The organism is Roseovarius amoyensis (assembly GCF_003260265.1).
GTDB classification, from domain to species: Bacteria; Pseudomonadota; Alphaproteobacteria; order Rhodobacterales; family Rhodobacteraceae; genus Roseovarius; species Roseovarius amoyensis.
On the sequence record NZ_QITQ01000019.1, the window covers coordinates 14,311 to 38,749 of the forward strand.

Annotated in this window: 22 protein-coding genes and 1 pseudogene; 16 read left to right on the forward strand and 7 right to left on the reverse strand. The window is 64.5% G+C overall.

The features are described from left to right. The first annotated feature begins 22 nt into the window (after window positions 1-22). Window positions 23-622, forward strand: a complete 600-nt coding sequence (locus DL899_RS14460; protein ID WP_111735076.1) for a superoxide dismutase — start codon at window positions 23-25, stop codon at window positions 620-622. Window positions 623-888: 266 nt separating this feature from the next. Next, a complete protein-coding gene (locus DL899_RS19440) occupies window positions 889-1,560 on the forward strand; it encodes a hypothetical protein (protein WP_162685592.1) in 672 nt (223 codons plus the stop codon). Between the two features lie 280 nt (window positions 1,561-1,840). Here DL899_RS19440 and DL899_RS14465 read toward each other — a convergent pair whose 3' ends face one another. Then, complete coding sequence (locus tag DL899_RS14465) at window positions 1,841-2,572, reverse strand: class I SAM-dependent methyltransferase (RefSeq protein WP_111735077.1); 732 nt, start codon at window positions 2,570-2,572, stop codon at window positions 1,841-1,843. A 273-nt stretch (window positions 2,573-2,845) separates the two neighbouring features. On the opposite strand from DL899_RS14465, the gene DL899_RS14470 reads away from it, so the two are divergent. Beyond that, window positions 2,846-3,304, forward strand: a complete 459-nt coding sequence (locus DL899_RS14470; protein ID WP_111735078.1) for a host attachment family protein — start codon at window positions 2,846-2,848, stop codon at window positions 3,302-3,304. An 84-nt stretch (window positions 3,305-3,388) separates the two neighbouring features. After that, on the forward strand, window positions 3,389-4,309 hold the full coding sequence (rarD, locus tag DL899_RS14475) for an EamA family transporter RarD (protein WP_111735079.1): 921 nt from the start codon (window positions 3,389-3,391) through the stop codon (window positions 4,307-4,309). Here the strand turns inward: rarD and DL899_RS14480 are convergent. Beyond that, window positions 4,246-4,797 carry an LOG family protein gene (locus tag DL899_RS14480; RefSeq protein WP_111735124.1) on the reverse strand — a complete coding sequence of 184 codons (552 nt, stop codon included), beginning with the start codon at window positions 4,795-4,797 and terminating at the stop codon, window positions 4,246-4,248. The two genes, rarD and DL899_RS14480, sit on opposite strands and share 64 nt — an antisense overlap. Window positions 4,798-4,900: 103 nt before the next feature. Here DL899_RS14480 and DL899_RS14485 point away from each other — a divergent pair, with 103 nt between their 5' ends. From DL899_RS14485 to xrtE, 3 genes are all read left to right on the forward strand, one after another. Then, the gene (locus DL899_RS14485) at window positions 4,901-6,160 is read left to right on the forward strand and encodes a LysM peptidoglycan-binding domain-containing protein (RefSeq protein WP_111735080.1); all 1,260 of its coding nucleotides are present in this window, start codon (window positions 4,901-4,903) and stop codon (window positions 6,158-6,160) included. 78 nt (window positions 6,161-6,238) lie between these two features. Beyond that, window positions 6,239-8,074: an ABCB family ABC transporter ATP-binding protein/permease gene (locus tag DL899_RS14490; protein WP_111735081.1), complete on the forward strand. Its 1,836-nt coding sequence runs from the start codon at window positions 6,239-6,241 to the stop codon at window positions 8,072-8,074. A gap of 106 nt (window positions 8,075-8,180) precedes the next feature. Next, entirely contained in the window at window positions 8,181-9,758 is a 1,578-nt protein-coding gene (xrtE, locus tag DL899_RS14495; RefSeq protein ID WP_476705490.1) for an exosortase E/protease, VPEID-CTERM system, read from the forward strand. A gap of 12 nt (window positions 9,759-9,770) precedes the next feature. Here xrtE and DL899_RS14500 read toward each other — a convergent pair whose 3' ends face one another. Continuing rightward, a complete protein-coding gene (locus DL899_RS14500) occupies window positions 9,771-9,998 on the reverse strand; it encodes a VPEID-CTERM sorting domain-containing protein (RefSeq protein WP_111735125.1) in 228 nt (75 codons plus the stop codon). Window positions 9,999-10,293: 295 nt separating this feature from the next. On the opposite strand from DL899_RS14500, the pseudogene tnpA reads away from it, so the two are divergent. The 4 genes and pseudogenes from tnpA to der all read left to right on the forward strand — a co-directional run bounded on the left by tnpA (window position 10,294) and on the right by der (window position 14,382). Beyond that, a pseudogene (gene tnpA / locus DL899_RS14505) lies at window positions 10,294-10,670 on the forward strand (IS200/IS605 family transposase). A gap of 143 nt (window positions 10,671-10,813) precedes the next feature. Next, window positions 10,814-11,467 carry a hypothetical protein gene (locus DL899_RS14510; RefSeq protein ID WP_111735083.1) on the forward strand — a complete coding sequence of 218 codons (654 nt, stop codon included), beginning with the start codon at window positions 10,814-10,816 and terminating at the stop codon, window positions 11,465-11,467. Between the two features lie 104 nt (window positions 11,468-11,571). After that, window positions 11,572-12,867, forward strand: coding sequence for a PQQ-like beta-propeller repeat protein (locus tag DL899_RS14515; RefSeq protein ID WP_239494715.1), 1,296 nt, complete (start codon window positions 11,572-11,574; stop codon window positions 12,865-12,867). Between the two features lie 48 nt (window positions 12,868-12,915). Further along, window positions 12,916-14,382 (forward strand): ribosome biogenesis GTPase Der, encoded by a 1,467-nt coding sequence (der, locus tag DL899_RS14520; RefSeq protein WP_111735084.1) that lies wholly within the window; start codon window positions 12,916-12,918, stop codon window positions 14,380-14,382. A gap of 35 nt (window positions 14,383-14,417) precedes the next feature. Here the strand turns inward: der and DL899_RS14525 are convergent, their stop codons facing one another. After that, on the reverse strand, window positions 14,418-15,119 hold the full coding sequence (locus DL899_RS14525; RefSeq protein WP_111735127.1) for a hypothetical protein: 702 nt from the start codon (window positions 15,117-15,119) through the stop codon (window positions 14,418-14,420). 210 nt (window positions 15,120-15,329) lie between these two features. Between DL899_RS14525 and DL899_RS14530 the strand changes: the two genes are divergently transcribed. Both DL899_RS14530 and DL899_RS14535 read left to right on the forward strand, forming a co-directional pair. Then, window positions 15,330-16,319, forward strand: coding sequence for a fatty acid desaturase (locus DL899_RS14530; RefSeq protein ID WP_111735085.1), 990 nt, complete (start codon window positions 15,330-15,332; stop codon window positions 16,317-16,319). A 162-nt stretch (window positions 16,320-16,481) separates the two neighbouring features. Beyond that, on the forward strand, window positions 16,482-16,715 hold the full coding sequence (locus tag DL899_RS14535; RefSeq protein WP_111735086.1) for an EF-hand domain-containing protein: 234 nt from the start codon (window positions 16,482-16,484) through the stop codon (window positions 16,713-16,715). Window positions 16,716-16,877: 162 nt separating this feature from the next. Here DL899_RS14535 and DL899_RS14540 read toward each other — a convergent pair whose 3' ends face one another. Then, the gene (locus DL899_RS14540; protein WP_162685594.1) at window positions 16,878-17,744 is read right to left on the reverse strand and encodes a sigma-70 family RNA polymerase sigma factor; all 867 of its coding nucleotides are present in this window, start codon (window positions 17,742-17,744) and stop codon (window positions 16,878-16,880) included. Window positions 17,745-17,858: 114 nt separating this feature from the next. On the opposite strand from DL899_RS14540, the gene DL899_RS14545 reads away from it, so the two are divergent. Then, window positions 17,859-18,455: a MarR family winged helix-turn-helix transcriptional regulator gene (locus DL899_RS14545; protein ID WP_111735088.1), complete on the forward strand. Its 597-nt coding sequence runs from the start codon at window positions 17,859-17,861 to the stop codon at window positions 18,453-18,455. 37 nt (window positions 18,456-18,492) lie between these two features. On the opposite strand, the gene serS is transcribed toward DL899_RS14545, so the two are convergent. Next, complete coding sequence (serS, locus tag DL899_RS14550) at window positions 18,493-19,785, reverse strand: serine--tRNA ligase (RefSeq protein WP_111735089.1); 1,293 nt, start codon at window positions 19,783-19,785, stop codon at window positions 18,493-18,495. Window positions 19,786-19,872: 87 nt separating this feature from the next. After that, window positions 19,873-21,231 (reverse strand): pentapeptide repeat-containing protein, encoded by a 1,359-nt coding sequence (locus DL899_RS14555; protein WP_162685595.1) that lies wholly within the window; start codon window positions 21,229-21,231, stop codon window positions 19,873-19,875. Window positions 21,232-21,467: 236 nt separating this feature from the next. On the opposite strand from DL899_RS14555, the gene yajC reads away from it, so the two are divergent. Then, window positions 21,468-21,749, forward strand: coding sequence for a preprotein translocase subunit YajC (gene yajC / locus DL899_RS14560; RefSeq protein WP_111735091.1), 282 nt, complete (start codon window positions 21,468-21,470; stop codon window positions 21,747-21,749). A gap of 38 nt (window positions 21,750-21,787) precedes the next feature. Further along, on the forward strand, window positions 21,788-24,421 hold the full coding sequence (gene secD, locus DL899_RS14565; protein ID WP_111735092.1) for a protein translocase subunit SecD: 2,634 nt from the start codon (window positions 21,788-21,790) through the stop codon (window positions 24,419-24,421). Window positions 24,422-24,439 lie beyond the last annotated feature (18 nt).

Sequence of the window (24,439 nt, forward strand, 5' to 3'; positions counted from 1 at the left end):
CGCGAACGAACAGGGGGCCAACATGGCATTCGAACTTCCCGACCTTCCTTACGCGCATGACGCGCTGGCCAATGGCGGCATGAGCCGCGAGACGCTGGAATATCACCACGACATCCACCACAAGGCCTATGTCGACAACGGCAACAAGCTGATTTCCGGCACCGAATGGGACGGCAAATCGGTCGAAGAGATCGTCAAGGGCACCTACCAAGCCGGCGCCGTGGCGCAGTCGGGCATCTTCAACAACGCCAGCCAGCACTGGAACCACAGCCAGTTCTGGGGTTGGATGGCGCCGGGCGGCACCGGCATGCCGGGCGCATTGGAAAAGGCGCTGACCGACAGCTTTGGCTCGGTCGACAAGTTCAAGGAAGAATTCGCCGCCGCCGGCGCCGGGCAGTTCGGATCTGGCTGGTGCTGGCTGGTCAAGGACTCTGACGGCGGGCTGAAGGTCACCAAGACGGAAAATGGGGTCAACCCGCTCTGCTTTGGTCAGACCGCGCTGCTGGGCTGCGATGTGTGGGAGCATTCCTATTACATCGACTTCCGCAACAAGCGCCCGGCCTACCTGCAAAACTTCCTCGACAACCTCGTGAACTGGGAGGCCGTCGCCGCAGGTCTCTGACCACGGCGCGCCAGGTAAAATCCAAGGGGGCCCTGCCGCATGGCGGGGCCTTTTTCGTTTGGGTTGAGGGGGTTGGGGGCGGTGATGTGGCGGGGCTGAAACGCGCCGGGTTTGCCGGTGGCTTCAATTCGCAAGTAGGATGAAGCATCATGAGCGTGGGGTTCGCATGGTTGTGGACAATGCCGGGAAGTTGGAGAGCCGGTGGGTGGCGATCCAGTCGGTTTCGGCGAAGATCGGTTGCGCGCAGAAAGGACAAGTGAGGAAACATGAAAATCCTGTTTTCAATGGCCTGGGCGCTATTGATATCCGCGATCGTCGCAACCGACTGTCATGCTGAAGAAGTGGCCTCGGAAACCAGAGAATGCACCACTGGAGCGAACTGCCAGATTTCATTTGAACGGTTGTCCACCGAAGAAAGCGACCCCTTCTTGTATGTTGGCCGGACGCCGAAGGAGCTGCGACGTAAAAAACTAGGTGGTGATCAGAGCAGACATCTGAGAGCGATCAGTCGCTTCCCAACCGTTCGCGATTGTCTGCTTCCGTCCGAACGGACCGCCGAAATTCCTGATCTTGGGAAGTTTGCCTGGAAGAGTATGCCGGATTTGGATACTGTAGAAGTTTGCGTGTTCCGCGTGGCCGCAAGCATCCGGCCCGTCGACGGGATGAAGGCTTGGCTGGAAAGCCAGGATTTCAGAATAGAAGTTCTACAACCATTTAGCCGCAATATCATTAAACAATGGGGCCATGAATGGGTTCCTGGCGTTGGCATCACAAGCGGGCGTTCTGTAGAAGAGGATGGCGTATTCTGGGGGCGCGGTTGGTATCATCGCAATGTCCGGCACTACTACAGTCGTTATCTTTCTCTGGGCGTCGTGTTTTCTTCCAGAAACGAGCCCCTGAGCGTGCATACGTACCTGTCTCACGCATTTTCCCTGTAACCCGGAGTGAAAAATGTCTGAAATTCGTTTGGCTGCCAATTTGATCAGCAACGATGTGACAGGCGATACCGGTTGGGGTCACTTTCAAATGGTTCTTTACAGTAGCCAGACCTCTCAATTTGAGATTGAGGTTCAGGCCCCGAGCAAGTGCATGATCCCTTTTGGCGGGGATTAGGTTTTTTCTGAGTCGAACCGACCGCATTTCGGTCATTCTCTGCGGTATCTCGACTGTCCGGTTCTGCTCTGGTGCTTCACCCAGCGGTAAACAATGGCAGTAGCACTATCGCGTCACGACTAATCTATATCCGCAATCGCGGTCTCCGAGTTTGAGCACGTCACCGTAGCGCTCGCTCCAGGCGCCACACTCAAGGTCATGCCGCAATTGATTCAAGCCCGGCGTGACGCCGCTGATCTTCCAGAAGGAAGAAATCGCGGCACGAACGCGGGGATCGAGATAGGCGGCCGGGCGTCGCCAGTAGGCCGCAAGGAACCCGTCTGCACAGTCGTGGGGAATAAGGACCGGAGACACATCCACAGGGCCAAGCCATTCAGCATAGGCGTCCAGCGGCGGCATCTGCCCTTGATCAAGCGCGGCGAGTTCCGGGAAGTAGTCGAACAGCCAAAGATCGCGAAAAGAAGGGTCGTAGGTCAATACTACGATGGGACCGCGTGAGACACGGCGCATTTCCGCCATGCCTTTCGCTCTGTTGGTCCAGTGATGAACAGTCAGCACCGCCATCACCGCGTCGAAGGTCTTGTCCTCAAAGGGAAGGTTCTCGGCGACGCCTTGCACCGACCTCGTGCCGGACGGCGCTCGCTGCGCGATCATCTTGGCAGAGGGCTCAACCGCCGTGACGGCGCGGTCTTGCGGCTCGTAAGACCCGGCACCGGCACCTACGTTCAGCACAGTGCGACTGTCACCGAGCGCAGCGTGAATAGGTAGTGCAATACGTTGGTCGGGCTGACGTAGCGCGGCGTAGTTCAAGCCGATGGTGTCGTAGAGAACGTTCATTGGAAAATCTTACCACAGCGGATGGCCGGAACAACAAGAGCCGCCGTTGGTCCGGAATGCAGCATCAGCCAATATGGACGCAAAACGGCCATCGCCCTGAGACACATCGCATGCGAGGCGCCGCGCGGCCGGCAACATATCCGCCGTGTGGCGGGGTTTTTCGCCCCCCCACGGCGGCATGAATCCGCCTTGTCTTGATCGGGGTCATTGCGGCGTGCCCACGGGGCTTGCCAGAATGACGGGAGGAAATCCAAAGCAAGGAGACTGTCGAACATGCCGACGCTGACCAACGGAACCTGGGTGCTGATCGCAGACGGTGAAAAGGCGCTTTTCCTGCGCAACGACCTGGACGAGATAACCCCCGGCCTGACCGTGGTGCGGATTGAAGAGCAGGACAATCCCGCCAATGCCGGCCAGATGTCCGACAAGCCCGGGCGCAGGCCGGATACCGGCGCGGGCCAGCGTTCGTCAATGGAGGCGCCGGACTGGCACGCCCTGGCCAAGGAACGGTTCGCCGACGAGTTGTCCGAGATCCTGTATCGCTATGCCCACAATGGGAAATTCGGGCGTATCGTGCTGGTGGCGCCGGCGCGGGTGCTGGGCGAGCTGCGCCAGAAGCTGCACAAGGAAGTGACATCGCGCGTCGTCGCCGAATTGCCCAAGGACCTGACCAACCATCCGCTGGACAAGGTCGAGCAAATGCTCAAGGAGGCGCTCGACCCCACCGCCTGACGGGGCAGAACCGGCTTGCCTTTGCCCGCATCCTTGGGCAGCACTGTGCAAGGATGCGGCAGGGGCAGGGGCAGGAGGCCGGAAATGACGGATGGCGCCAAGGGCGTGGCGGCGGTGTTCGGGGCCTGCTCCGTCTGGGGGCTGTCGGCGATCTATTACAAGATGCTCGATCACGTCCCGCCGCTGGAGGTGCTGGCCCACCGCACGCTGTGGTCGCTGGTCTTATTCGCCGGCATTCTGATGGTGCAGGGCCGGCTGCGGCTGGTGCCGCAGGCCCTGGGCACCCCGCGCGGGGCGCTGGTCATCGGCGCGGCGGCCGTGGTGATCTCGACCAACTGGTTCATGTTCATCAGCGCTATCCAGTGGGGACGCGCGACCGAGGCGTCGCTGGGCTTTTTCACCGTTCCGCTGGCGTCGGTTCTGCTGGGGATAGTGTTCTTTGGTGAACGGTTGGGCCGGGCGCAGGGGTTTGCCGTGGTGCTGGCGGCGCTGGCGCTGGCGCTGCTGACCCTGGGCCTGGGCGCGGCGCCCTGGATCGCACTTGTCCTGGCGGTTTCGTTCGGGCTTTACGGGGTGGTCAAGAAATCGCTTTCGGTGGGGCCGGTGGTGTCGGTCACCGCCGAGGTTCTGCTGCTGTCACCCATCGCGCTGGTGATTTTGTGGCAGATGCATGCAGCCGGCGGCGGGTATTTCGGCCATGATTTGGGCGACAGCGTGCTGCTGGCGATATCGGGGCCGTTGACGGCGATCCCGCTGGTGCTGTTCAGCTATGCCGCGCGGCGGCTGCGGCTGGCCACGCTGGGGCTGTTGCAATACTTCAACCCGACACTTCAGTTCCTGGTCGCAACGCTGATCTTTCGCGAGGTGTTCACCGGCTGGCACGCGACGGCGTTCGTGCTGATCTGGCTGGCGCTGGCGATCTATACGTTTTCGCTATGGCGTCAGGACAGGGCCGCGCGCAGGTTGGCGCGCAGTTCTGACACCGTGGTGCATACGGTGATGTAATCGCGCAGGCTGGCATCGGCGAACCCTTCGGCGATGACATGATCAAGCAGCGCGATCAGCGGGCGCCAATAGCCGTCTGTGTCAAGCAGGACAACCGGCTTGGCATGCAGCCCCAACTGGCGCCAGGTCAGCACCTCAAAGAACTCGTCCAGCGACCCTGCGCCGCCCGGCAGCACCACGATGGCGTCGGAATTCATGAACATGACCTTCTTGCGCTCGTGCATGGTCTCGGTCACGATATGGGCTGCGGTGTCTGATCGGCCGGCCTCGCGCCGGACCAGATGCGCGGGGATCACGGCCAGCGTGTCGCCGCCCGCCGCACGGGCCGCGCGCGCCACGGCGCCCATCAGCCCGACATCGCCGGCACCGAAGACCAGGCGCCAGCCCTCGTCAGCCAGCCCCTGACCCAGCGCTTTGGCCTCTGCCTCGTAGGCCGGGTTGCGCCCCGCATGTGCGCCGCAAAAGACACAGACCGACCGTAGTGTCATGGGGGGCTCCGCGCTTGTGAAAGGGTTGTTTTGACCCTTGATACGCATGTTGCTAATGTCCCGCAACCGCGCTTGGGCAATGGTGCGGACGAGAAGGGGATTGATGACCAAGCTGGCTGGACTGGGGGGTGGGCAGGGTGCCTTGATTGCAGCGGCGGCGCTGGCTGTTGTCGGTGGCGGGTTGTATTTTGCCGGGGTGTTCAGACCGGATGCGCCGGACGTGGTTGCACCTGAAACGTCTGCCCCCGAAACTGTGGCGATGGACGCCCAGCCGGAAGGCGCGCCCGACACGGCGCCCGACACGGCAACCGACACCGGACAAGGCACTGATCAGGCCACAGATACGCCATCCGAACCCGCCCTGCCGGGGCCGCCGGCGATCAGCACGTTCCGGCTCGACCCCGACGGGCGCATGCTGGTGGCCGGGCGCGCCCAGCCGGGGTGGGAGGTTTCGGTTCTGGTCGATGATGCCGCCCTTGCCACCCTGCAGCCCGATGACCGGGGCGAATTCGTGGCATTCCTTGACCTGCCCGCCAGCGCCGAGCCGCGTATTCTGTCGCTCTTGATGCGCGAGCCGGCCAGCGGGGCCGAGGTTGCGTCGGACGACGAGATCATCATCGCGCCGACCCCGCCGCACGCGGTTGCCGCGCTGGACGGCGATGCTGATGCCGCCGGGGCCGAGCCGGGGCGCGAGCCCCCCGAATTGCCGGCGCCGGGCGAGGGTGCGCAAAGCGCAGCCGGAACCGAGACCACAGGCACCACGACCGAAAACGATCAGCGCTCTGAGGCCGTGGTCCGCGCCGAGATCGGCACCGAACCCGCCGGTGCCCAGGCGGTGCTGCTGTCGGACGAGAGCGGCGTGCGGGTGATCCAGCCGGCCGTTTCTGCAGACGCCCCACCCGAGGTCATGTCGGTGGTCGCGCTTGACGCCATCAGCTATGACGAGGCGGGCGAGATCGCGCTCAGCGGGCGCGCGCCGGGTGATGGTTTCGTGCGGGTCTACATCGACAATTCGCCCGTCACCACGGCGCGGATTTCACCCGATGGCCGCTGGCGCACGGGGCTGCCGCAGGTCGACACCGGCGTCTATACCCTGCGCGTCGATCAGGTGGACGAGGGCGGCAAGGTCGTCTCGCGCGTCGAAACGCCGTTCCGGCGCGAGGATCGCACCGTTCTCGCCGACCATGGCACCGACCGCCGGGTAGAGGCGATCACCGTGCAGCCGGGCAATACGTTGTGGGCGATTTCGCGCGACCGTTACGGCGAGGGCGTTTTGTACGTCCGCATTTACGAGGCCAACCGCGACCGTATCCGCGACCCCGATCTGATCTATCCTGGGCAGGTCTTTACGCTGCCGGAATAGGCGGCAATGGCCGATTGGCACTGGCGGGCGGCGATGTGCTGACCTATCTGATGCCGACATGTCTGGTAAGAAAATCCCATGCGCCGCAGCCAACTGACCACCACCGACGCACCGCGTAGCGGCTGGCGCACGATCCGGCAGGTCGCGCCCTATCTCTGGCCCGAGGGCGAGGGGTGGGTGAAGCGCCGCGTGGTGCTGGCGCTGCTGGCGCTGGTCGCGGCCAAGCTGGTGGCGGTAGGCACGCCGTTCTTTTACAAGGCTGCGGTCGATGCCCTGTCGGGCGAAACCGGCGCCGCGACGGGCGCGGGCGAGGCGTGGATGCTGGCGCTGGGCGCCGTCGGTCTGACGGTGGCCTATGGCATGGCCCGGCTGATGAGCACCGGCTTTCAGCAGTTGCGCGATGCGCTGTTCGCGCGGGTGGCGCAGCGGGCGCTGCGCAAGCTGGCGCTCAGGACCTTTCAGCACATGCATGCCTTGTCGCTGCGATACCACATCACCCGCAAGACCGGCGGTCTGAGCCGCATCATCGAGCGTGGCGTCAAGGGCGTGGAATTCCTGCTGCGCTTTCTGCTGTTCTCGATCGGTCCGCTGATCCTGGAACTGCTGCTTGTCGCGGTGATCCTGTGGACGCTTTTCGATATCTGGTATCTGGCTGTGGTGGCCGGGGTGATCGCGGCCTACGTTCTTTTTACCTTTCGCGTCACCGAATGGCGGGTGAAGCTGCGCAAGGAGATGAACGACCAGGACACCGACGCCAACCAAAAGGCGATCGACAGCCTGCTGAACTTTGAAACCGTCAAGTATTTCGGCGCCGAGGCGCGCGAGGCCGCGCGCTATGACCGGGCGATGGCGGGTTACGAGTCTGCGGCGATCAAGACCGCCTATTCGCTGTCGCTGCTGAATTTCGGCCAGACGTTCCTGATCACCGGCGGGCTGGTGGGGGTCATGGTGATGGCGGCGATGGGGGTGCAGGCGGGAAAGCTGACCACCGGCGATTTCGTCATGGTCAACGCCTACATGATCCAGATCACCATGCCGCTGAACTTTCTCGGGACGGTCTATCGCGAGATCCGTCAAAGCCTTGTCGACATGGGCGAGATGTTCGACCTGCTGCAACAGCCCCCTGATGTAAGTGACAAGCTCGGCGCGAAGCGGCTCAGGGTCACGGGCGGCACGGTCGAATTCGACGATGTGTATTTCGGCTATGACCCAGAACGCCCGATCCTGCGGGGCGTCAGCCTGACCGTGCCGGCGGGGCAGACGGTGGCGGTGGTGGGGCCGTCCGGGTCGGGCAAATCCACCATCGGGCGGCTGCTGTTCCGGTTCTACGACGTCAGCGGCGGGGCGGTGCGTATCGACGGGCAGGATCTGCGCGATGTGCCACAAGAAAGCCTGCACGCCGCCATCGGCGTGGTGCCGCAGGACACGGTGCTGTTCAACGACACCATCCGCTATAACATCGGATATGGCCGTGATGGCGCCACCCAGGACGAGATCGAGGATGCGGCGCGCGCCGCCCAGATCCACGATTTTATCGCCGGCCTTCCGCTGGGCTATGACACCCAGGTGGGCGAACGGGGGCTGAAGCTGTCGGGTGGCGAAAAACAGCGGGTGGGGATCGCGCGGGCGTTGCTGAAAGACCCGCCAATCCTGCTGTTGGACGAGGCGACCAGCGCGCTGGACACCGAGACCGAGCGCGACATTCAGGACGCGCTGCGCCGCGCCGGGCAGGGGCGCAGCGTGATTACCATCGCGCACCGGCTGTCGACGGTGGCAGAGGCCGACAACATCGTGGTGCTCGAGGATGGCCGTATCGTCGAGCAGGGAACCCATGCCGCACTGCTGGCGCGGGGCGGGCGCTATGCCGGGCTCTGGCAGCGCCAGGCCAGCGAGGGCGAGATCGCGGCGCAATAGGCCGCGCGAGGGGGTGTGATGGGGGCCGAAATCACCCGCAAGACGCCATGAAATCAACAGGTTTGGGCGGCTTTCTGCACCGAATGAAACGGATATGGCCAGGATGATGCCGAAACGGGTCTGGATGATTTGCGGCCTTTTTGCCGCCGAGGCGGTGCTGATCGTGCTGGCCTTTCAGGTGCTGGCGCCGGTCGAATGTCGCCTGACCGGGATCGAGGCCGCCTGCCGGGCCCTGCGCGGCGCGGCGGTGCGGGCGATGTGCTTGGGCGCGCTGTTGGCGGTGTACCTGTGGGCGGTGCCCGCGGCGCGTCATTCGCTGGTGCGCATTGCGGCGGCGCGCGCGGGCGGCGGGCGGGGCTGGGCGCTGGTTCATGCGCTGGCGATGGCTGTGGTGTTCGCGCCGTTGCTGCTGGTGGTGCCGGACCAGTTGAACGTGCACTTTGCCGGCGTTTTCGCGGCGCTGAGCCTTGGCGGGCTGGCGGCGCTGGTTTCGGGGCTGTTCTGGCTGGCTGCACCCTCGGGCTGGCTGGGATGGCTGCGGGCGCGGGCGGGGATGCTGGCGGTGATCGGGCTGGTGGCGCTGGTGCTGCCCGACATCGCCGCGCTGATCGGGCCGCTGTGGTACTGGGGCATTTTGACTGAAACCACCTTTGCCGCCGTCGCTGCGGTGATTTCGACGGTCGCGGACGAGGTGCTGGTGCTGCCCGATATGCAGGTCATCGGCACAAACGGCTTTGCCGTGGCGGTGGCCGATTCCTGTTCGGGCGTCGAGGGGTTCGCGCTGATCGCCGCCTTCATGGGCATCTATGCCTGGCTTTTCCGTGACAGCCTGCGGATGGTGCCGTACTGGGGCATCGTTTTGCCGGTGGCCCTGATGCTGAGCTGGGCGCTTAACGTGCTGCGCATTGCCGCGCTGGTGTTGATCGGGGCGCATGTCTCGCCCGGGCTGGCGCAGAACGGGTTTCACAGTTTTGCCGGCTGGCTGTTCTTCTTGGTGCTGGCGTTCGGCGTGCTGCTGGCGGCAGACCGGCTGCCCTGGCTGCGCCGGCCCGGCGGCGGCAAGGCCGCGCCCGCGACGCCCCTGGCAGAGGACGAGGTTGCCACCCGCATCGTGCCCTTCGTCGTGTTCATGGTCTCGGGCGTGGTCGTGCAGGCATTCTGGGGGACGCCCGCGCTGGCCTTTCCATTGCAGGCGGCGGCGATGGCGCTGGCGCTGTGGTGGGGGCGCCGCGCCATCGGGCCGTTGCTGGTGCGCCCCGACGCGGTGGCGGTCCTGGCCGGGGCGGCGGTCGGCATCGGCTGGGTCTGGACGGCGCCCGCGCCGGGGCCGGCGCCCGCGGCGCTGTTGGCGCTGTCACCGGTGGTCTTCGCGCTGTGGGCGGGGGTGCGCATCGCCGGTACGGCGCTGCTGGTGCCGATGGTGGAAGAACTGTTCTTTCGCGGATACGTGCAGCACCGTCTGGATGGTGATGGATGGTCGCGGCGGGTGCTGGCGATCGCGGCCTCGTCGGCGCTGTTCGCGGCGCTGCATGGCCGCTACGTCGCCGCCGGGGTGGCGGGCGTGGTCTTTGCCCTGATCTATCTCAGACGCGGGCGGCTGGCGGATGCCATTGCCGCCCATGCCGTTGCCAATGCCCTGATTGCCGTTGTGGCGGCGTGGCGCGGCGACTGGGGTCTGATCTAGGCGTCTTCCAGATTAGCCGCGCCGGCGGCGCAGTTCCCAGACCAGCGCCAGCGTTGCGGCCACGGCGGCCACGGCCAGCAGGCCGCTGGATACGTCGATCTCGGGCACGTTGGTCCCGCCGCCGCAATAGCTGCGGTGGGTATGGCAGATACGATCCCAGAACCCCTGCGCCGAGGCCTGCGAGACGCTGCCAAGGCAGAGCGCGCCCGCGCTGCCGAATGCTGCAATACGTGCTTTCATGACCGTTCCCCCAAAATTCATACACTTATCAATCGCCACAATCATGCCACAATCGGCGCCAAGGCCGCAAACGTCTTGCGTGGTCCGTGCCCATTCATGCAGGTATTGGTGCGTGCCCTTGCTGTAATCCCCTGTGACTGGAGCGATTGTTTCCCCTGAGGGTACATGCGACCCAGATGCGTGGCAAACTGGGGGTGATTCGCAACAAGGCGCCATGCCGCGCGTTCAAGCGCCCAGTCACGCGCCAGCCGGCCGCACCACCCGGTCACCGTTGGTCCTGATCGGCAGGGCGCAGATGTCGCGCGGGTCAACAAAGTACCGCTACAAGGTTCTGCACTGTGCCATGCGAGAGCCTATCTGGGGGATCATCCGCCAAGCCTGCGCCAAAATGGGTGTGTATGTCGTGAACGGCGTGCTCGCGCAGGATTACGCCCACATGTTCATGTCCCTACCGCCGCACGTTGCGCTGTCAAAAGTCATGCAGCGGATCAAAGGATATTCTTCCCGCCGCGTTCTGAGAGAGAGTTTCCAGAACCGCGTAAGCACGATTGGGGCAGGTGGCTTTGGGCCCGTGGATACTTTGCTGCCAAATCAGGCAATGTCACCGACGACATCATTTTCCGGTATCCGGAACAGCGATTCAAACGCGATGCGACCGGCGTCGGCCGGTAGTCCTGTACGTCAGGTTTCTTGCCAGCTTCCCGCAAAGTGCGTGGAATTGGTGCGGTCGTGCAACATCCGCCGCCCCTTGGCAGCGCCCGGCCCAGACTGTAAGAGGGGCGGAACGACGGCGGCAGCGCAGCGGGGCGTGCAGGGTGAGCGATAGCGACAGCTTTATTGACGAGGTAACCGAAGAGGTCCGGCGCGACCGGCTGTTCGGATATGTGCGCCGTTACGGCTGGCTGGCGGTGCTGTGCGTGGTGCTGCTGGTGGGCGGCGCGGCGTGGAACGAATGGCACAAGTCGGCCGAGCGCCAGAGCGCGCAGAAATTCGGCGACGCCATTCTGGCGGCGCTGGAAAAGCCTGAGCGCGCGGACCGCGTCACGGCGCTAGAGACGGTCGAGGCGCCCAGCGCCGGCGGCAAGGCGATGCTGGCCCTGCTGACCGCCGCCGAGGAGGGCAGCGACGACCCCGCCGGGGCCGCAAGCCGCCTGCTGGACCTGGCCGACAGCACCGAAGAGATACCGCAGGCCTATCGTCAGCTCGCCACGCTCAAGGCGGTGGCGATTGCCGATTCCGGGCTGGACGTGGACGAGCGGCGCATGCGGCTGGAGGGTCTGACGCAATCCGGCGGGCTGGTGCGGCTTTTGGCCGAGGAACAGCTGGCGCTGCTGGATATAGAGACAGGTGAGCGCGACGCGGCGCTTGATAGGCTGCAACGGATCGTCGAGGATGCCGAGGCAACGGCGGGCTTGCGTCAGCGCGCGGCACAGGTGATCGTGGCGCTGGGCGGCGAGTTGGCCGCCTGAAGGCGATGAATTTGATATGCGCCGGTCGCGATTGGCGCAAGCGCACCGGCAAGATGGGGGCGAATGCCTTGAAAACATTTGCGATTTCTTTCGGATTGGTGGGCATGGTCCTGCTTGCGGCCTGCGCCAAGAAGGAACATGTCCTTCCGGGTGAGCGGCACGATATTCGCTCGGTCCTGACCGAGGGCGCGGGTGAAACCACGCTCGCCTCGACCGAAGCGCCGGCACAGGCGCCGCCGCTGGCGCTGCCCGCCGCCCGCGCCAACACCGAATGGCCCCAGAGCATCGCCAGCCCCGCCACGCGCACCGCGCATCCGGCGCTGGGCCGCGCGCCACAGCTGATCTGGTCGGTCGGCATCGGCGAGGGCGACAGCCGCCGCAACCGTATCACCGCCGATCCGGTGGTGGCCGGGGGGCTGATCTATACGCTGGACGCGCTGGCGCGGGTCAGTGCGGTGTCACCTTCGGGCCAGGTGGTCTGGTCGCGCGACCTGACGCCGCCGGGCGAATCCGGTCACGACGCCAGTGGCGGCGGGCTGGCCTATGGCGGCGGCAAGCTGTTCGTCTCTTCCGGTTTCGGGCTGATGACCGCGCTTGACGCGCGCACCGGCGAAATCGTCTGGCAGCAGGACCTGGATACCACCGGCACCGGCAGCCCCACGGTATACGGCGACCTGGTCTATCTGGTCTCGGGCGACGAGATCGGCTGGGCGCTGGACACCGGCAACGGCCGCATCCGGTGGCAGGTTTCCGGCACGCCCGACAACAATAACGTGCTAGGCGCCCCGGCGCCGGCGATTTCGGACAAATATGCCGTATTCGCCTTTGGCTCGGGCCAGGTACAGGGCGCGTTCCGCAAGGGCGGGCTGCGGCGCTGGGATGCACAGGTTGCAGGGCGGCGCGCGGGCTTTGGCACCGGCGCGGTGACCGACATCACCACCGATCCGGTGATCGACGGCGACACCGTCTATGTCGGCAGCCATGCGGGGCGCACGATCGCGCTGGGCCTGGGCAATGGCGAACGCCTGTGGACGGCGCCTGACGGGCCGCTGAACCCGGTGTGGCCGGCTGGCGGGTCGCTGTTCATGATCTCCGACCGTAACGAGCTGCTGCGCCTTTCGGCGCGCGATGGCAGCCGGCAGTGGGGGGTAAAGCTGCCCTTCTTCACCAAGGCCAAGCCGCGCAAGCAGAACGAGATTTTCGCCCATTACGGGCCGATCATCGCCGGCGGACGGCTGATCGTGGCCTCGAATGACGGGCTGATGCGGCTGTTCGACCCGCAAAGCGGCCAGGCACTGGGCACGATCCCGTTGCCGGGCGGTGCAACCACCAACCCGGTGGTGGCCAATGGCACGCTTTACGTGGTTTCGACCAAGGGACAGTTGCTGGCTTTCCGCTGACGCGCATCTGCGCTATGGGGACTGCCTGACCCCGCCCTGGAGCGCATCATGAGTTTCACCCTCGCCATCGTCGGGCGGCCCAATGTGGGCAAGTCGACGTTGTTCAACCGCCTTGTCGGCAAGCGCCTGGCGCTGGTCGATGACCGTCCCGGCGTGACCCGCGACCTGCGTGAAGGCGCGGCGCGGCTGCTGGACCTGCGTTTTACCGTGATCGACACCGCCGGGCTGGAAGAGGCGACCGATGCCTCGCTCGAGGGGCGGATGCGGCGGCTGACCGAACGGGCGGTCGAAATGGCTGATATCTGCCTGTTCCTGATCGACGCGCGCACCGGTGTCACCCCCGATGACGAGGTCTTCGCCGACATCCTGCGCCGGCGTTCGAACCATGTGATCCTGGCCGCCAACAAGGCCGAGGGCTCGGCCGCCGATTCCGGCGTGATCGAGGCATGGACGCTGGGTCTTGGCGAGCCGGTGGCGCTGTCGGCCGAACACGGGCAGGGGTTGGACGAACTTTATGCCCGGCTGCGCCCGCTGGCCGATGCCTTTGCCGAGGCGGCAGAGGACGCACCCGAAGAGGCGCCCCGGACGGATGTCGATATCGTCGACGGCGATGCCATGCCCGGGGATGCGGCGCACAAGCCCACCCCCGAACGCCCGCTGCAGGTTGCCGTGGTGGGGCGTCCGAACGCCGGAAAATCGACCCTGATCAACAAGATACTTGGCGAGGACCGGTTGCTGACCGGCCCCGAGGCCGGGATAACCCGGGATGCCATCTCGCTCAGGATCGACTGGGACGGGATGCCGGTGCGCCTGTTCGACACTGCCGGGATGCGCAAGCGGGCCAAGGTGCAGGACAAGCTGGAAAAGCTGTCGGTTGCCGACGGGTTGCGCGCGGTGCGTTTTGCCGAGGTGGTGGTCGTGCTGCTGGATGCGGCGATTCCGTTCGAGCAACAGGACCTGCGCATCGCCGACCTGGCCTCGCGCGAGGGGCGTGCGGTGGTGGTGGCCGTCAACAAGTGGGACGTCGAGCAAAACAAGCGCGAAAAGCTGGCGGAACTGCGCGAGGCGTTCGACCGCCTGCTGCCGCAGTTGCGGGGCGCGCCGCTGGTCACCGTGTCGGCCAAGACCGGGCGGGGGCTGGACCGGCTGCGCGCGGCGGTGGAGCGTGCCCATGATGTCTGGAACCGGCGCGTCAGCACCGCGCGGCTGAACCGCTGGCTTGAGGGGATGCTGGCACAGCACCCGCCGCCGGCACCGGGCGGGCGGCGCATCCGCTTGCGCTATATGACCCAGGTCAAGACCCGGCCGCCCGGGTTCGTGGTGATGTGCTCGTATCCCGAAAAGCTGCCCGAAAGCTATTCGCGCTACCTGATCGGCGGGCTGCGCGAGGATTTCGACATGCCCGGCACGCCGATCCGGCTGTTTTTCCGCAGCCAGGCGGACAAGAACCCCTTCAAGGGGCGGCGTAAGCCGGGCCCGTCGAAGCTGCGCAAGCATCTCGACAAAAAGGGGTAGGGGCGGCGACATCGGCGGCCTTCGATTGCCGCAGCTCAGGCGCCCCGCTGGCGCTGTCGCACGACCAGCGTGCCCAGCACCGCGATACCGGCGACGCATAGCGCCAGAACCGCGATGTTTCGTGGCTCCAGGTTGCTGACGATGATGCCAACCAGCGCCCAGACCAGCGTCAGCGCGTATTCCGGGGTGTTCGGGCGGGCAATCAGGACCCCAGCGCCGATGACCAGCGCCAGCACGATCATCGCGATCGCCGCGGCCTGTTCCCCCATGATGCTGTGACCGGCCAGAACCAGCGCCAGCGCCACGCAGGAGGCCGCCGTCAGCCACCCGGCATAAAGCGCGACCGGCACGGCCAGCCACAGGCGGTCACCCCGGCCGCAGGACAAGAGCGCCATGATGGCTGTCACCAGCATGACCCAGATCAGCACCGTGGCCCAAAGGGGCGACATCTGCGCCACCGGGATCCAGGCGGCGCCCACGACGAGGCTGACGATCAGCGGCCAGCGCGGGGCATCCCAGTCGGGCGCCTCGGCGCGCGCCAGCAGCCCGAATGCGGCCCCCGCCACCAGCCACAGATAGATCAACCCCCAGATGGCAAAGGCGTACCCCTCGGGCTGTACCGGCGGGTCGATCTGCGGCAGGGGGAACTGATCGGGCCGGAACCCGTTAAAGCCCGTCGTCGTCAGCGGCGACAACAGGAATGCCACTGCTGCGGTCAGGGTGAGGATGGCTTTCATGCGGTTCATGGGATGGGATGTGGTTGTGCGGGCGGCAGAGTCAATGGCCGGCCCGTACGGCTTTCCGGCGCGCGCGTGGCCGTTCAGCCGCGAAACGGGCGGCAAACTGCCGCCTGTGTACTTGCCAAGAGAGGGCAAAAAATCCCATGCTCGGCCGGGACGAACGCCGGCTGGCGGATGCGCTGGCGCCGAATCGGACGAGGTGTCGGGATGACGGATATACGCAGCCATACACGGGCCTACGCCACCAAGCGCGATGCGATGGGCGGACTGAGCCTGACCGCCACGCTGGCCGCCTATGCGGTGGCGCTGGTGATCGGGGCGCAGTATGCGGCGCTGCCGTGGATATCGGTGCCGATGGTGGTGGTGCTGGCCTTTGCCTCTGTCCGGCTCTACGTGCTGCAGCACGATTGCGGGCATTATTCGCTGTTCGAAACCAGGTGGGTCAACGATGTGGCCGGGCACCTGCTGTCGGTCTTTTCGCTGACGCCCTACCGGGTGATGCAGTACAATCACAACCTGCACCACGCCTATCTGGGCAACCTCGACCATCGCGAATCGACCGAGGTCTATACCATGACGCTGGCCGAATGGCGGGCGGCGCCACCGCTCAGACGGCTGTGGTACCGGCTTTATCGCAACCCACTGGCGATGCTGTCGTTGGGGGGGATTTTCACCTATTTCATCGTCTATCGCTGGCCCCGCAATACCCGCAAGGTGGGGGTGGGCGGCGTGATCGCGCACAATATCGCGGTGGCGGCCTGGGCGATCGTGGTCTGGCTGACGCTGGGGGTGGCCGGTCTGGTGGTGCTGGGCCTCAGCGCCGTGCTGGCGGGGGTGATCGGGGTGTTCCTAGTCTATCTGCAGCACAATTTCGAAGACACCTACTGGGACCGCAAGCCCGATCTCGATTTCCGCAAGGCGACGCTGGTGGGGTCCAGTTCGCTGGACCTTGGCCACTGGTGGGATATCGGCACTGGCAACATCGCCTATCACGATCTGCATCACTACAACCCCGCGATCCCGTCCTACCGGCTGCGCCAGTGCCAAAAGGCCCTGCCGGACGAGCTGAAAAGCCACGAGGTGATCCGCTGGCCCGAGGCCATCGCCAGCTTTCGGCTGAAGCTGTGGGATGAAGAGCGCCAAAGACTGGTGCCGTTCCCGCCACGGCGCGAGGAGGCGGCAATCGCCGCCGGATAAGCCGCTGTGAAGAAACGGTAAACCGCATCGGCCATTTGGCGCCGATGGCGGCGTGCGGCGTCTGGATACATCTTGATTTGGCGGTGAAAACTGCCAAATTCCGCGAGTGGGCAGTTGTGCCCTCGTCCGGCGGCAATAGCCGCCACTGGAGTTGAGACCCCAATGAAAACGCATGTACTGTTCCTTGCCGCCGCGATGGCGGTCACCGCAGTTCAGGCATCCGCCGCCGCTGTCGAGGATACCGACGGCAACGGCGCCTATTCGATGGATGAGCTGATGGCGGCTTATCCCGATATGACCGAGGAAACCTTTGCCACCGCCGATGCCGACGGTTCCGGCGAAGTCAGCGAGGACGAGCTCGCCGCGGCGGTCGATATGGGCATTCTGGCCGAATAAGGCGTGCCGCGCCAAGTGGCGCGGTTCCCGGCCCCGGCCTCAAAGCCGGGGTCACACCTTGCAAGGGCCAAACCACCCGTCCGACGAATTCATGATGGGGAGAGGCAGATCAAAGGAGGCGTTCCGACACCGGTGCGACCCCTGGCATCGGAACGCCCCCGGTCAAGGAAGGGTCACCAGCGCCCCTTCCTCTTGTCCCAGCGATTCGCGCAGCCGTTCCAGCCCGCGTTCGCGCAGCTGGCGCACGCGTTCGCGCGAGATGCCATAGGTTTCGCCCAGGTCCTGCAATGTCTTGGGCGGGTCCTGCATGACGTTGGCGATGACGATGTCGCGTTCGCGGTCGGGCAGGCGGTGCAGGTGCCGGCCCAGCGCCTTGCGGATCACGGCCAGGTCGTGACGGGCGGCCACTTCGGCCTCGACATCGCAATTGGGGTCCGGCAGCAGGTCGACCGCTTGGGTTCCGCCCTCACCCTCGCCGGTCAGGCGGTTGAGCGAGCTGTCGGCGGCGCCGAACTGACGGCGCATACCATCCAGTTCCCTGGGCGCGACACCCAAAAGTTGGGCAATGCGGATATCGCGGTCTTCGGCCGTTTGCGCGGGGTCGTGCGGCAGCGACGCCTCGACCGGGCCGAGCCGAAAGAACGCCTTGCGCGCCTTGGCTGACCGCCCGCGCCGCACCAGCGACCAGTTGGCCATCCGGTAATCCTGTAACTCGGCCCGCACCCACCAGGCGGCATAGGTCGAAAACCGCACGCCGCGTTCGGGGTCGAACCCGTCCGCCGCGCGCATCAGCCCGAGAAAGGCGTGCTGCATCATGTCGGGGTCGTCCTGGGCGCGGGTCTTGGTAAAGCGCTGGGTCATCGACATCACCAGCGGGGTAAAGGCTGTGACCAGCCGGTTGCGCGCCTCGATGTCGCCCTTGTCGCGCCATGCACGGGCGAGGCGGCGCTCTTCGACCTCGCTCAACAGGGCGGGGCGGGCGCGGACGGCCTCGCTGGCGGTGGTGGTGGGAATGTAGGGTTTGTTCATGGCGCGCTTCGATGCTGGCTTGGATGTCTCGTTTCTGACCATTTGGTTTCGATTCGAAATCATATGGACTGCACGCGGCTTGTCAATTTGATTTCGAGTCGCTATTAAATTCTCATGATCGAGCCAGATGATTCCACACCGTGCGCCCTGAAGCTGGCCGAGATGATCGTGCATATCGGTCGCGCCGCGCGTGGCGAGGATTGCGGCGGCGCCGCCGGCATGACCGCCGCACAATGGAGCGCGCTGCGCTATTTCGCCCGCGCCAACCGCGCCTCGCGCACGCCGTCGGCCTTTGCCGAATTCCAGGCCACGACGCGCGGCACCGCCTCGCAGACAATCAAGACGCTGACGGCAAGGGGGCTGTTGGTGGGACGGCGGGCCGAACACGACCGGCGCAGCATGCAGTTCGACCTGACCGAGGAGGGCTGTGCATTGATGGCGCAGGACCCGCTGCGCCACCTGACAATGGCAATCGACCGTCTGGCACCGCTGGACCAGGCGACATTGTCACGGCTGTTGCCCGACCTGGCGGTGGCGCTGGCGCGCGAACGCGGCGCCCATGCATTCGGCACCTGCGACAAATGCGACCATTACCAGGATCGTGACAAGGGCGGCTATTGCGCCTGCGTGGCGATGCAGCTGGCGCCGTTCGAGATCGGCCAGCTGTGCATGCGTTACGCACCAAAGCCCGAAGACGAAGCGGCGGCCTAGGGCCGCGTCATGCGCGGCCCGTGACCGGCCGGCCCTGTCAGGCCAGTTGTCCCCCGGGCGTCAGGCGCGTGCGCCCGCCCAGATAGGGGTGCAGCGCCTCGGGCAGATCGACCGTACCATCCGCCTGCTGGCCGTTTTCCAGCACCGCGATCAGGCAGCGCCCCACCGCCAGCCCCGAACCGTTGAGCGTATGCACGAATTGCGGCTTGCCGCCGCCTGCGGGGCGGAAACGGGCGTTCATCCGCCGGGCCTGGAAATCACCGCAGACCGAGACCGATGAGATTTCGCGATAGGTGTTCTGGCCGGGCAGCCAGACCTCGATATCGTGGGTGCGCCGCGCGCCGAACCCGATGTCGCCGGTGCACAGAGCCACCGTGCGATAGGACAGGTTCAGCCGCTGCAGGATGCCCTCGGCACAGCCTGTCATGCGCTCCAGTTCGTCGCGGCTGTGGTCGGGGTGGGTGATCGACACCATCTCGACCTTTTCGAACTGATGCTGGCGCAGCATCCCGGCGGTGTCCTTGCCTGCGCTGCCGGCCTCGGAGCGAAAGCACTGAGTATGGGCGACATGGCGGCGCGGCAGGCTGTTCTCTTCGATGACCTCGCCGGCGACGATGTTGGTCAGCGGCACCTCGGCGGTGGGCACCAGCCACCAGCCGTTGGTGGTGCGATAGCTGTCTTCGCCGAACTTGGGCAACTGCCCGGTGCCGTACATCATTTCCTCGCGCACCAGCACCGGCGTCCAGGTCTCGGTCAGCCCGTTTTCGGTGATGTGCACGTCCAGCATGAACTGCGCCAGCGCCCGGTGAATGCGTGCGACGGCCCCCGACAGCACGACGAAGCGCGAACCCGACAGCTTGGCCGCGGTTTCGAAATCCATGCCGGTCTTGACGCCTTCGATCTCGAAATGCTCTCGCGGCGCGAAATCGAGTGTGCGGGGCTCTCCCCAGCGGCGGATTTCGACGTTGTCGGCCTCGTCCGCACCGTCCGGCACGTCGTCGAGCGGCAGGTTGGGCAGCCCGGCCAGCATCTCGGTCAGCCTGGTGTCCAGCTCGCCCGCCTCGGTTTGCAGTTTGGCCACCTCGGCCTTTTTCGCGGCGACCAGTGCGCGCAGGCGCTCGAACTCTGCCTCGTCGCCGCGCGCCTTGGCGGCGCCCACTTCCTTGCTGGCGCGGTTCTGCTCGGCCTGGGCGGTCTCGGCCGCCAGGATGCGTGCGCGGCGTTCCTCGTCCAGCGCCAGGATGGCGGGCGAAGGTGCATCCACCCCGCGCCGGGCCAGCGCGGCGTCGAAGGCTTGCGGATTTTCGCGGATCGCGCGGATGTCGTGCATGGGTTCGCTCCCCCGGGGCAATGAGTCGTCCGCCGCCTTATGCCCCAGATTTCGGGCGGGGTGTAGGGTGGGGATCGAGGGAAAAGATCAAGGGTCTTGCACTTTGAATGGCCAATGGTTGAGACCCAGCGCCTTTAGGAATTCAGCTCTGAAGTGTTCAAGGGCACCGTCGTCTGCGTTGAAAGGGATCCAGTACTTGAAACCTGCCGCGTCGATTTCTTGCAGGTGAGGTAATTGATCGTCTGAAAGGTCATCCGTATTTCGAAAAATGTTTGCTTCCATGACGTCCCTAGATGGTTTTTTCGTTTCTAAGTTTGTGCCAAGTCGTGTGTCCCAACTGCCCATGATTTCGTTCATAGGAGCGATAGTTCCTAAACTATTCACCGCCGGAAAATCTGCTCCGGGAAAAGAAACTCCCCTAAGAGTAGCGAGGCCTAATGTAGTCCCTCCTGACCCATTATGTTGCAGAACTGGTCTGTTAAGTACGGCGTGGTCCAGCCTCGCCCCCGTTAGGTCTGTGGATAAGAAATGTGAAAAGTTAAGAAGCGATTTGCTCAGGATCACGCCCCTAAAGTTGGTCCGATGAAAGTTACAACCCTCAAGGCGGCAGCCAAACAGGATTGCACCAGCGAAGTTTCCTTTGCCAAAGCTTGCGTAGCTCAGGTCTGACTGGCGAAGGTCGAGCCGATATTCTTGTGCGCGCTCTTTCTCCAAAGCCTTGGCAGAGCGTCTACCGATAGCCGTCAGTGCCGTTTGGACGTCGCTTCTGATCTTGCCGTTTTTGTCTGGTTTATCTTTGGGCGCAAGGCTGCTGACCGGGGCGTTGTGGCGGATATAGGCGCAGAGGATTTCCATGATCTGCACATGGTCGCGGTCGCTGTCCTGCGCGATGCGTTCCAGCGCATAGATCGCGCCGATGCGCACTTCTAGGTTGGGTTCGGTCTCAGTGAAGGGTTGCCATTCTGCCTCATCTACAATGTTCTCATGATCATCAAGCGGAATAGTTTCGCCTTGTCTGCGAATTCTGGTTCGCGAATACGCTTCACCGCCGTTTATTTCCGGTCTGGATGTCGAAATGGATTGTCCAATCCAGTTGACCGTCTTTTCCGCTCCCAGACCTTCTACCGCCTTGTTGATCCGGTCGGTGATGAGGCCCTGTTCCTGCACATCGACCGTCTTTTGCGCGACGATCGCCCGCCAGATCACGAAGGGCGCGCCGATAATCGCCACGGCCACCGCGCCGGTGCCTAGCCCGGCGCCAGGTGTGTCCGGAAGGCCGAAGAATACCGCCTGGATCAGCACCATGAACGCGGTGGTGATCGCAAGCAGGATCAGAAGGATTATCATCAGGCTGATCACTGGTCCCATCCAGCGTGCGACCTGATAGGCCGGGGTGCTGCGCATGCCCAGCCAGTCCAGAAGATCGGGTTTGTTGTCCTTGTTCAACGGGCTGTTCCCTCCTCCTCGACGCAACTTAACCGCGATCCTGTCATAAGGCACGCCCCCTTGTGCGGTGCCGTGCAACGCGCCTTGGCGGGATGGCGTTGCCCGGCAATGTGGCGCCTTGCGCGCCCCGTTGAACTGTTACCCTTTCGCGCCTTGCAAATGCACCGCCCGAACCTTAGGTTCGCGCAGAATTTCGCGGCCCCGGGCCGCCAGCCCAGCCACAAAGGAACGCGCGCATGGATGCCATTGGCCAATTTCTTCCCCTCATTCTGATCTTTGCGATCATGTATTTCCTGCTGATCCGGCCTCAGCAGAAAAAACTGAAGGATCACAAGGCGATGGTCGAGGCGATGCGGCGCGGCGATCAGGTGGTCACCCAGGGTGGCCTGATCGGCAAGGTTGCCAAGGTCAAGGACGACGACGAGATCGAGGTCGAGCTTGCCCAGGGCGTCAAGGTGCGGGTGGTCAAGTCGACCATTGCCCAGGTGCTGTCCAAGACCGAGCCTGCCGAGGGCTGATTCCGGCCCATCCAACGACCCAATAAAAAGGCTAAAACATGCTTCAGATCGACCTGTGGAAGCGGATTTCCATCTGGTTTCTGGTGGCGGTCGGGCTGCTGCTGGCGCTGCCAAACGCCTTTTATACAAGGGTCGAAACCCACAACGACGCCGTCGCGGCGATAGAGGCGGGGGCAGAGGCCCCCAGCCTGGACGAAAAGGCCGCCTTGTGGCCGGACTGGCTGCCGTCCAGTCTGGTCAACCTGGGGCTTGACCTGCGGGGCGGTGCGCACCTGTTGGCCGAGGTCAAGGTGCAGGACGTCTATGAGACGCGGATCGAGTCGATGTGGCCCGAAATCCGCGACCTGCTGCGCGAAGAGCGCGACCGCGTCGGGCCGATCCGGCTGCAGGGCGTGCAGGACGGCGTGCTGCGGGTGGGGCTGGTCGAAAAACCTGACGAAATCGAATATGCCGCCTCGCTGGTGCGGGGGCTGGCGCGGCCGGTGACCAGTCTGACTGGCGTTAATGCCTCGGATATCGAGGTCGCAACTGATGGCGCCAACATTCTGGTAACTCTCAGCGAGGCCGAAAAGCGCGCCACCGACGAACGCACCCTGCGCCAGGCGCTGGAAATCGTGCGCCGCCGCATCGACGAGGTGGGCACCCGCGAGCCCACCATTCAGCGCCAGGGCAGCGACCGTATCCTGATCCAGGTGCCCGGCATCGGCAGCGCCGCCGAGCTGAAGGAAATCATCGGCACCACCGCGCAGCTGACGTTTCAGCCGGTGGTGGGGCGCACCACCAACCCGGATGAGCGCGCGGGCCCCGGAAACGAGGTGGTGCCGTCGCTGGACGAGGAAGGTGTTTATTACATCCTCGAAACCGCGCCGGTGGTGAGCGGCGAGGAACTGGTCGATGCACAGCCCGATTTCGACCAGAATGGCCGCCCGGCGGTGGCGTTCCGTTTCAATCCCACGGGCGCACGCAAGTTCGGCGATTATACTGGCGAGAACATCGGCAACCCCTTTGCCATCGTGCTGGATAATGAGGTTATCAGCGCGCCGGTGATCCAGGCCCATATCGCCGGTGGTTCGGGCATCATCACCGGGCGGTTCACCGTCGAGGAAAGCACCCAGCTGGCGGTGCTGCTGCGCGCGGGCGCGCTGCCTGCCGGGCTGGAGTTTCTTGAGGAACGTACCATCGGGCCAGAATTGGGCGCCGACAGCATCGAAGCCGGCAAGATCGCCTGTATAGCTGCCTTTGCGCTGGTGCTGGTGTTCATGTTCGCGGCCTATGGCCTGTTCGGGCTGTTTGCCAATATCGCGCTGATCATCAACGTCGGGCTTATCTTTGGTCTGCTCAGTGTCATAGGCGCCACGCTGACGCTGCCGGGCATCGCCGGGATCGTGCTGACCATCGGCATGGCGGTGGATGCCAACGTGCTGATATTCGAGCGCATCCGCGAGGAAATGCGCACCGCGCGCGGCCCCGCCCGCGCCATCGAGCTGGGCTATGAGCGGGCGCTGAGTTCGATCGCGGACGCCAATATCACCACCTTCATCACCGCGATGATCCTGTTCGTCATGGGCAGCGGCCCGGTCAGGGGCTTTTCCATCACCCTGGGGCTGGGGATCATCACCTCGGTATTCACGGCGATCTATGTCACCCGCCTGCTGGTGGTGATGTGGTTCGAACGCAAGCGACCCAAGACGGTGCTGCAGGGGCGCACGCTGCGGCTCGTGCCTGGGCAGACCAGCTTTGATTTCTTCCGCCGCTGGAAGATCTGGCTGGGCATTTCGGGTGTGTTGATCGTGGTCGCGATCGGGTCGTTCCTGATGCAGGGGCTGAACTACGGCATCGATTTCCGCGGCGGGACCACCATCCGCACCGAAAGCGCGCAGGCGGTCGATATCGGCACCTACCGCGACGCGATTCAGCCGCTGGGGCTGGGCGATATCTCGATCACCGAGGTGTTCGACCCCACCTTCGGCCCCGACAAGAACGTCACCATGATCAGGGTGCAGGCGCAGGACGAACAAGAGGCCGTATCGGCCGACATCATCGCCCGGATCGAGTCAGAGCTGCAAAAGGCCATACCGGACGTCGCCTTTACATCCGTCGAAAGCGTCGGGCCCAAGGTTTCGGGTGAGCTGATCCAGACCGCGGCGATTGCGGTGATCCTGGCCATCGGGGCGGTGCTGATCTATATCTGGCTGCGGTTCGAATGGCAGTTCGCGGTCGGTGCGGTGGTGGCGCTGGTGCATGACGTGGCGCTGACCATCGGTATCTTTTCCGAGCTTCAGATACAGTTTGACCTGGCCATCATCGCGGCCTTGCTGACCATCGTCGGCTATTCGCTGAACGATACAGTCGTGGTCTTTGACCGCGTGCGCGAGAACCTGCGCAAGTACAAGAAGATCACGCTGTCAGAGGTGCTGAACATTTCGATCAACGAGACGCTGAGCCGGACCACCATGACCTCGGTCACCACGCTGCTGGCGCTGGTGGCGCTCTATTTCCTGGGCGGCGACGTCATTCGCGGGTTCGTATTCGCGATGATCTGGGGTGTGATCGTGGGGACCTATTCGTCGGTCTTCGTGGCCAGCACCATGTTGTTGTGGCTGGGGGTCAAGCGCGACTGGTCGAAAACCAACGCCAGCGCCGGCACGCAGTTCGGCGATATCGATGCCTGACGGCATGCTTGTTGCTGC